We start from the raw sequence: 7,912 nt of genomic DNA on the forward strand, positions 1-7,912 counted from the left end.
TAAAATCTTTGTCAAGCAAATTTCCTCTGTGTAGCCGCGATTTCTATTCGCCAAGGCATATTAGTGTAAGATATTTTCTCCATGAATCCGACAATTTTTACAATTCCAATTCAGCAACTTGCTTCAGGCGATCGCTTATCGATTCAAGTTTATAAATTCATCGGTGCTAACCCTGGTAAAAAGGCATACTTACAAGCTAATCTGCACGGTGCGGAAATTGTTGGAAATGCCGTTATTCAGCAACTAATTGAGTATTTACTAACAATAGATAGCACTCAGTTGCACGGTGAAATTTGGTTAGTTCCCGTCTGCAACCCAATCAGCACCAATCAGCGGACTCATTATTTTTCTACTGGTCGGTACAATCCTAGCGATGGCAAAGATTGGAATCGCATCTTTTGGGACTTTGAAAAAGAATGTGATGATTTAGAAGAATTTGCCAAATCTCACATCCATCTTGGGATTGATGCTATACGGAAGGAATATTTTAAACGTATTAAAACAAGTTTTGACAAGCTTTTAGAAAAAATAAACTCTCCCAGTGGAGTACCATTTAATGAACGATACCGCTATCAACTACAATCTTTATGTATCGATGCAGATTATGTAATTGATATCCACAGTTCCTCTAATCAAGCTATAGATTATTTGTATGGCTTCTGGCGTAGAGAAGAAAGTGCTAAATATTTTATTCTAGATTATGGAATTTTACTTGATGAATATGATGGAGATGCTTTTGATGAAGCATTTATCAAGCCGTGGTTAGCGCTGGAAGATCAGCTGGAAAAGCTGGGAAACAAAATCAGATTTGATATAGACTCTTGGACGCTGGAACTGGGTTCGGGAATGCAAATGAATCCAGAGTCGGTAACGAAAGGAGTTCGAGGAATCAAAAATTACTTGGCACAAAAAGGTATATTAGCAATTTCCGGCTTTCCGTTGTCTGAAACTGCATCTGAGAAAATAACTTTTGTGTCCAAAAGTAGGATTATCAAATACTATGCTCCAGTAGGGGGCATGATTCAAGCAAGAGTTGCGCTGGGTACTTCAGTAAAGGCTGGAGATAAACTTTACCAGGTTATAAATTTTAACAAACAAGACGAGTTCCCGATAGTGATTGATATCTGTGCTGAAAAAGCTGGTTTAGTGTTTGATGTCTCGACGAATCATGCGGTTAACGAAGGAGAATATGTATTATCAGTGATGTAGGTGTTCTCAAGAAACGCACGCATCATGGAAGATGGCACGACGACAGAAACGACATTCGATACCAATCAGGGTGAAATTCTAGGCGAGGTTGCCGGATTTAGCATTCCCCAAGCACCAGACGGGTTTAAGTCAGGATTTATTGGCATTATCGGACGTCCCAACGTCGGTAAATCGACACTGATGAATCAGTTGGTGGGACAAAAAATTGCTATAACCTCGCCAGTGGCGCAGACGACGCGAAATCGACTGCGGGGAATTCTGACAACACCGGAAGCGCAGATAATCTTTGTAGATACGCCAGGGATTCACAAACCGCATCACCAATTAGGGGAAGTGTTGGTGAAAAATGCCCAAATTGCGATAAATTCAGTTGATGTGGTGCTGTTTGTGGTGGATGGTTCCCAAGAAGCTGGAGGAGGCGATCGCTACATTGTCGATCTTCTAGAGCGAACCGAAACGCCTGTTATCCTGGGATTGAACAAAATTGACCAACAACAGAGCGATTCTGAATGGTTGGATGATAGTTACACTAAACTGGCGGAACCTCACAACTGGCAGATTGTGAAATTTTCGGCGCTGACTGGCGAGGGAATGGAGGGGTTGCAGCAAGTATTATGCGATCGCTTAGAAACTGGCCCTTATTACTATCCTCCAGATTTAGTCACCGATCAGCCAGAACGCTTCATCATGGGGGAACTGATCCGCGAACAAATTTTGCTCTTAACTCGCGAAGAAGTTCCCCACTCAGTAGCAGTCACAATTGACAGAGTAGAAGAAGAACCTACCATTACCCGCCTTCTCGCCACTATCTACGTTGAACGTCCCTCCCAAAAGGGGATTTTGATTGGCAAAGGAGGTACTATGCTCAAAGCCATTGGCAGCGATGCTCGTCAACAAATCCAAAAATTAATTGCTGGTAAAGTTTATTTGGAGTTGTTTGTCAAAGTGCAGCCGAAATGGAGGCAATCTCGACTACATCTATTAGAGTTGGGGTACAAAGTAGAACAGGAATGAACCACGAATACGCTGCATAGCGCGAAGGAAGAAAGAGAAGGGTTTTCTTCTTCTGTTTCTTACTTCGTGTCCTAAGCGCTAACGTGCAGGCTACGCCAACGCGCCTAAGCGCTAACGCGCAGGCTCCGCCAACGCGGTTTATTAAATCTCTAAACGTTGATAAATCTCCTCTAAATGCTGTAAATGGTGCTGCGGAGCAAAACACGCCTCAACTTCTTCAGCCGAAAGATGCTGTGTAACGCGACTATCGTTAGCAATCAAATCGTGAAAATTACCTTCCGGTTTATTCCAAGCTTGATGAGCGCAAGACTGCACAATTGTATAAGCGTCCTCGCGAGTGATGCCTTTTTCTACCAGAGTTAGCATCACCCGTTGACTGAAGACAACGCCGCCGTAAACATTCATATTTCGCTCCATGTTTTCGGGATAAACCAACAGGTTTTTCACCAAGTCGGTGATTTCCACTAACATGAAGTGAGTTATGGTGCAGGAATCTGGCAAAATCATCCGTTCAACGGAACTGTGAGAAATATCCCGTTCGTGCCAGAGTGCAACATTTTCCAAAGCGGCGACAGCATGACCCCGGACAACTCGCGCCATTCCGGTCAGGCGTTCTGAGCGAATTGGGTTGCGTTTGTGAGGCATTGCTGAGGAGCCTTTTTGTCCTTTGGAGAAGAATTCTTCAACTTCCAGAACGTCTGTGCGTTGCAGGTTGCGAATTTCGACAGCGAAGCGTTCAATTGTTGCAGCCACTAACGCTAAGGTTTGCACAAAGTCGGCGTGGCGATCGCGTGAAATTACCTGAGTTGATGCGGTATCGGGTTCGAGTCCGAGTTTCTGACAAGCGATCGCTTCTACTCTCGGCTCAATATTGGCATAAGTTCCCACCGCACCGGAAATCTTCCCAACTGCAACTTCTTTGCGAAGCCGGAGGAGGCGATCGCGCGATCGCATTACTTCCGCCAACCATCCCGCCAGCTTAAAGCCAAACGTAATCGGTTCCGCATGAATGCCGTGAGAACGTCCAATCATCACCGTATTTTTATGCTGCTGCGCCTGCTGGCGAATTGCTGCAATCAAATCCTCGGTTCGTTGCAGCAGCACATCCAAACTCGCTACCATTTGCAGCGCCAATGCCGTATCCAGCACATCGGAACTGGTTAATCCCAGGTGAATGTAGCGTCCCGCATCCCCTACATATTCATTGACATTTGTCAAGAATGCGATCATATCGTGGCGGACTTCAGCCTCAATTTCCAGTACCCGCTTCGGGTCAAAATCAGCCTTAGCCTTAATTTCCTCCACCGCCTGAGTTGGAATATAACCCAGTTCAGCTTGGGCTTCACAGACTGCAATTTCAACCTGGAGCCACGTCTTCAGTTTATAGGTATCAGTCCACAGATTGCCCATTTCAGGCAACGTATAACGCTCGATCACAGTCCGCCACAGAGTACAACCGTTTTATTGTACCTCTTGCTACTCTTGCTAACTACGATAGAGACTGAATTTGGTTGATTAGCCAAGCATACAACTGACTGCGACCCGTTTCACGACCCCTTCGTAAAGCTTCTTCAAGTAGGATAAAAGTTAAAGACGGCAAAACTTGAGATTGGGTAATTTGCCTACTTCCATTATCAGCAATTGCAAAAGCAATCAATTGTGCCTGACGTACATTTACCACCCAATATTCAGCAACTCCCAGTCTTTCATAGAGCATTCGCTTACTGCCTATATCATCTGAAAGAGAAGTTTTAGCAATTTCAATTACTAAATCTGGTGGCGGGTAAGTATCTAAATCAACAATAGTTGTATCAGGGGGAATAATTTCGGCGTTTTCACCAATGTAAAATGCTAAATCTGGTTGAGCTTCTGCCTCTCCAGTTTTTCTAAAAGTACAGTTAGTTACTCCACTGATGGGGATGGCTCTGATACCACTGAATATGGCAATCGCAGAGCCGATTGAAAAGTTATCGTAGGAGTGGTCGTAGCCTTGGGGAGTCATCTCTATCCGTAGTTGTCTATTGTGGTAATAGCATTTAGCTTTTTCTAGTTGCGGATCTGCACTAGCTTGTATGTACTCATCCCAAGTAGCGATCGCCCATTCATTTATTGGTAATTTGGTTTGTAATTTACTCATTGATTACTTTAGCAAATTCACAGTATTAGTACCTGGATATCGGAACTAAACCCCATTCCAGCCTTCATCAGTAAGAGTCACATCATAATGACTTTTACCGGATTCATTCATCTTTTTATTTATCCTAACTGGACAAGAACCACAAATATATTATAATCACTGCATTCTATCTATTGTACGGTATTGAATTGCTTCCGCAACGTGATGGGTTTTGAGGTCATCATCACCGGCTAAATCAGCAATTGTACGGGATACTTTGAGAATGCGATCGCTCTTCCATTCTAAAACAGTAACCTTTCATATCACCTCTTCCTATAAACTTCTCGTCGATGACCTATTTCCACAACGAGAACCACAAAATGGTCATCTTCTACCTGATAAATCACCCTATAATCTCCTACTCGTAAACGTAGAAGTCCTTTATTACCTGTTAAAACTTTTACACCAGGGGGTCTGGGATTTGTTGATAGGGCATTAATCACAGGTATAATTCGAGCCTGAGCTAGTGTTGGCAAAGCGTTTAGTTGCTTCTGTGCTTTTTTGGATAACTCTACAGTGTACACGGTAGCTTATGAGCCTAATTCAGCTTTTACCTGTTCCCAAGAAACTGTTCCCTCTTCCTTTGCTGACAACAACCCTTCCAAACCATCGATAGTATCTAAAAGGTCTTCTAGTTCCTCTGAATTTAAGACTGCTAATTCCCCACGGCCTACTTTTTCCAATAGTTCAGGTACTGAGACACCTAATTTTTTTGCTACTGACTGCACCCCATTCCACCCATCATCACTGAGAGTTACTTCATATTGACTTTTAGGTGAATCATTTATCTTTTGATTCATCATTGCTTTACCCACAACATAACTCTTATCTAATCACTGCATTCTATCTATTGTACGGTATTGAATTGCTTCTGCAACGTGATGGGTTTTCAGGTCATCATCACCAGCTAAATCGGCAATTGTACGGGATACTTTGAGAATGCGATCGCTTGCTCTTGCCGATAAACCTAATTTCCGAATTGCTGCTTCTAATAAGTTGCGAGAAGCATCATCTAATTTGCAAAATTCTCTAAGGTGATGACTTTGCATTTGAGCATTGCAACCCACTTTAAATGTATCCTCTTTAAATCGAGTATGAGCGCGATCGCGTGCTACTTCCACTCTCAAACGCACTGGTGCAGAATCTTCCCCAGTCGGTTGTCGCGTAATTTCTTCCGGCTTCAAGCGATTAACTGCAACTTGCAAATCAATTCGATCCATCAAAGGGCCAGAAAGCTTCGCCCAGTATTGTTCTCGCTGTCGAGGCGAACAAGTGCAAGCTTGAATCGTATCGCCATAGTAGCCGCACGGACAAGGATTTGTACTGGCAACTAAGGTAAACTGAGCAGGAAACGTTACAGATTGTTTTGTGCGGGAAATGGTGACAAAGCCATCTTCTAAAGGCTGACGCAGGAATTCCAGCACATCTCGCTTAAATTCCGTTAATTCATCCAGAAAAAGTACACCCCGGTGTGACAGAGAAATTTCCCCTGGACGCGGAAAACTGCCGCCGCCGACAAGGGAAGGGCCAGAAGCAGAATGGTGCGGACTTCGGTAAGGGCGATCGCTTACCAAAGATCCTCTATTCTTAAGTAAACCTGCAACAGAGTGAATTTGAGTAACTTCTAGAGCCTCGTCAAAATTTAACGGCGGTAGAATTCCTGGCAAACGTCGCGCTAACATCGTCTTACCACTACCAGGCGGCCCCACAAATATTAAGTTATGTCCCCCAGCAGCCGCAATTTCTAAGGCACGACGGGCATGAACTTGTCCTTTCACATCCTTCAAGTCTGCACCGCCCAAAACCGTTTTTGCCAACTCCTTTCTACCATCCAGCTGCATTGGCGTGTAACGCTGTGGAGAATTCAAAAAGTCAGCTACTTGCGATAAATTTTTGAACCCATATACCGCCAACCCTTGCACAACTGCTGCTTCCCGCGCATTGCCGTCTGGAACCACTAAACCAGCAATTCCCAACCTTTGAGCCGCCGCCGCAATTGGCAGCACACCAGCCACGGGACGCAAAGAGCCATCCAGGGAAACTTCCCCCAGAAACAAATAATCTCCCAACATCTGAGCGCTCACCTGCTCAGATGCAGCCATGATGCCTACACTGATTGGTAAATCAAAACTGGGGCCTTCCTTTCGCAAATCTGCTGGTGTCAGGTTCATGACAATTTTCTTCATTGGGAAGGCATAACCAGCATTTTTCAGCGCCGCCTTCACCCGCTCTTTTGACTCTTGAACTGCGGTATCTGGCAATCCTACCAGCACAGTTCCCGGCATTCCTGTTGATACATCGACTTCCACGCCCACTTTTACAGCATCGATACCAACGATAGATGCACTCCAAACTCTGGCAAGCATTGCAATCTCCGCGAAACTCCGAATCTTTTATTAGAGTTCCCGCGATCGCTTCAAGTTTATCGTCGGGGCGTAAAATGTCTGCAAGCATAGCTAACTACATCAACATGACCCCATCCACAGACACAATCTTTAGCAAGATTATCCGTCGGGAAATTCCCGCCGACATCGTTTATGAGGACGACTTAGCCCTCGCCTTCAAAGACATTCAGCCGCAGGCACCCGTTCACATCCTCGTCATTCCCAAAAAACCCATACCCCAGCTTGCCGATGCCGAATCACAAGACCACGCCCTCATGGGTCATTTGTTATTGACTGTAAAGCGCGTTGCCGAACAAGCTGGACTCAGCAACGGCTATCGCGTCGTAATTAACAATGGCGACGATGGTGGGCAAACCGTACCCCACCTGCATTTACACATCCTGGGCAAACGCCAGATGAAATGGCCCCCAGGTTGAATCAGGAAGGGAAAAAAAATTTTTGTTGAAAAGCTTTACAAAACTCAATAGAAGGTTTAATCTAAATACAGGTAGAGGAAACACTACCTCTGAACCTTCAAAACTAAATCACGCAATCATAAACCAATGACCACAACCATTCAACGTCGCGAAAGCGCCAACGTATGGCAGCGGTTTTGTGAGTGGGTTACATCGACCGACAACCGCCTTTATGTAGGCTGGTTCGGCGTTCTGATGATCCCCACCCTGCTATCCGCAACCATCTGCTTCATCATCGCCTTCATCGCCGCTCCCCCAGTGGACATCGACGGTATCCGCGAACCAGTTGCAGGTTCTCTGATGTACGGAAACAACATCATCTCTGGTGCAGTTGTTCCTTCGTCCAACGCCATCGGCTTGCACTTCTACCCAATTTGGGAAGCAGCATCCCTCGACGAGTGGCTGTACAACGGCGGCCCTTACCAGCTGGTAATCTTCCACTTCCTAATTGGCGTATTCTGCTACATGGGTCGTGAGTGGGAACTGTCCTACCGTCTAGGTATGCGTCCTTGGATCTGCGTCGCTTACTCTGCACCAGTGGCAGCAGCAACCGCAGTATTCTTGATCTACCCAATCGGACAAGGTTCGTTCTCAGATGGTATGCCTCTGGGCATCTCTGGAACCTTCAACTTCATGTTGGTGTTCCAAGCAGA

General features: G+C 45.1%; 7 protein-coding genes and 3 pseudogenes. 4 read left to right on the forward strand and 6 right to left on the reverse strand.

Translation table 11 applies throughout. From position 1 onward, the window contains the following. Positions 1 to 81 precede the first annotated feature (81 nt). Both H6F74_RS10085 and era read left to right on the forward strand, forming a co-directional pair. Positions 82 to 1,209, forward strand: coding sequence for a succinylglutamate desuccinylase/aspartoacylase family protein (locus tag H6F74_RS10085; protein WP_190440016.1), 1,128 nt, complete (start codon positions 82 to 84; stop codon positions 1,207 to 1,209). Positions 1,210 to 1,233: 24 nt separating this feature from the next. Continuing rightward, the gene (gene era / locus H6F74_RS10090) at positions 1,234 to 2,223 is read left to right on the forward strand and encodes a GTPase Era (protein WP_190440051.1); all 990 of its coding nucleotides are present in this window, start codon (positions 1,234 to 1,236) and stop codon (positions 2,221 to 2,223) included. 141 nt (positions 2,224 to 2,364) lie between these two features. On the opposite strand, the gene purB is transcribed toward era, so the two are convergent. From purB to H6F74_RS10120, 6 genes and pseudogenes are all read right to left on the reverse strand, one after another. Continuing rightward, the gene (gene purB / locus H6F74_RS10095) at positions 2,365 to 3,660 is read right to left on the reverse strand and encodes an adenylosuccinate lyase (protein ID WP_190440018.1); all 1,296 of its coding nucleotides are present in this window, start codon (positions 3,658 to 3,660) and stop codon (positions 2,365 to 2,367) included. 52 nt (positions 3,661 to 3,712) lie between these two features. Continuing rightward, positions 3,713 to 4,360, reverse strand: a complete 648-nt coding sequence (locus H6F74_RS10100; protein ID WP_190440020.1) for a Uma2 family endonuclease — start codon at positions 4,358 to 4,360, stop codon at positions 3,713 to 3,715. Between the two features lie 156 nt (positions 4,361 to 4,516). Next, positions 4,517 to 4,690: pseudogene (locus H6F74_RS30960) on the reverse strand (magnesium chelatase); the annotation flags it as partial. Positions 4,691 to 4,734: 44 nt separating this feature from the next. Then, positions 4,735 to 4,923, reverse strand: a pseudogene (locus tag H6F74_RS30965) (type II toxin-antitoxin system RelE/ParE family toxin); the annotation flags it as partial. A 6-nt stretch (positions 4,924 to 4,929) separates the two neighbouring features. Beyond that, positions 4,930 to 5,202: a hypothetical protein gene (locus tag H6F74_RS10115; RefSeq protein WP_206756300.1), complete on the reverse strand. Its 273-nt coding sequence runs from the start codon at positions 5,200 to 5,202 to the stop codon at positions 4,930 to 4,932. Positions 5,203 to 5,232: 30 nt separating this feature from the next. After that, a complete protein-coding gene (locus H6F74_RS10120) occupies positions 5,233 to 6,765 on the reverse strand; it encodes a YifB family Mg chelatase-like AAA ATPase (protein WP_190440025.1) in 1,533 nt (510 codons plus the stop codon). Between the two features lie 104 nt (positions 6,766 to 6,869). Between H6F74_RS10120 and H6F74_RS10125 the strand changes: the two genes are divergently transcribed. After that, positions 6,870 to 7,220, forward strand: coding sequence for a histidine triad nucleotide-binding protein (locus tag H6F74_RS10125; RefSeq protein ID WP_190440056.1), 351 nt, complete (start codon positions 6,870 to 6,872; stop codon positions 7,218 to 7,220). A gap of 126 nt (positions 7,221 to 7,346) precedes the next feature. Then, a pseudogene (locus H6F74_RS10130) lies at positions 7,347 to 7,912 on the forward strand (photosystem II q(b) protein); the annotation flags it as partial.

The sequence above is a fragment of the Trichocoleus sp. FACHB-90 genome, from assembly GCF_014695505.1.
GTDB lineage: Bacteria > Cyanobacteriota > Cyanobacteriia > Cyanobacteriales > FACHB-T130 > Funiculus > Funiculus sociatus.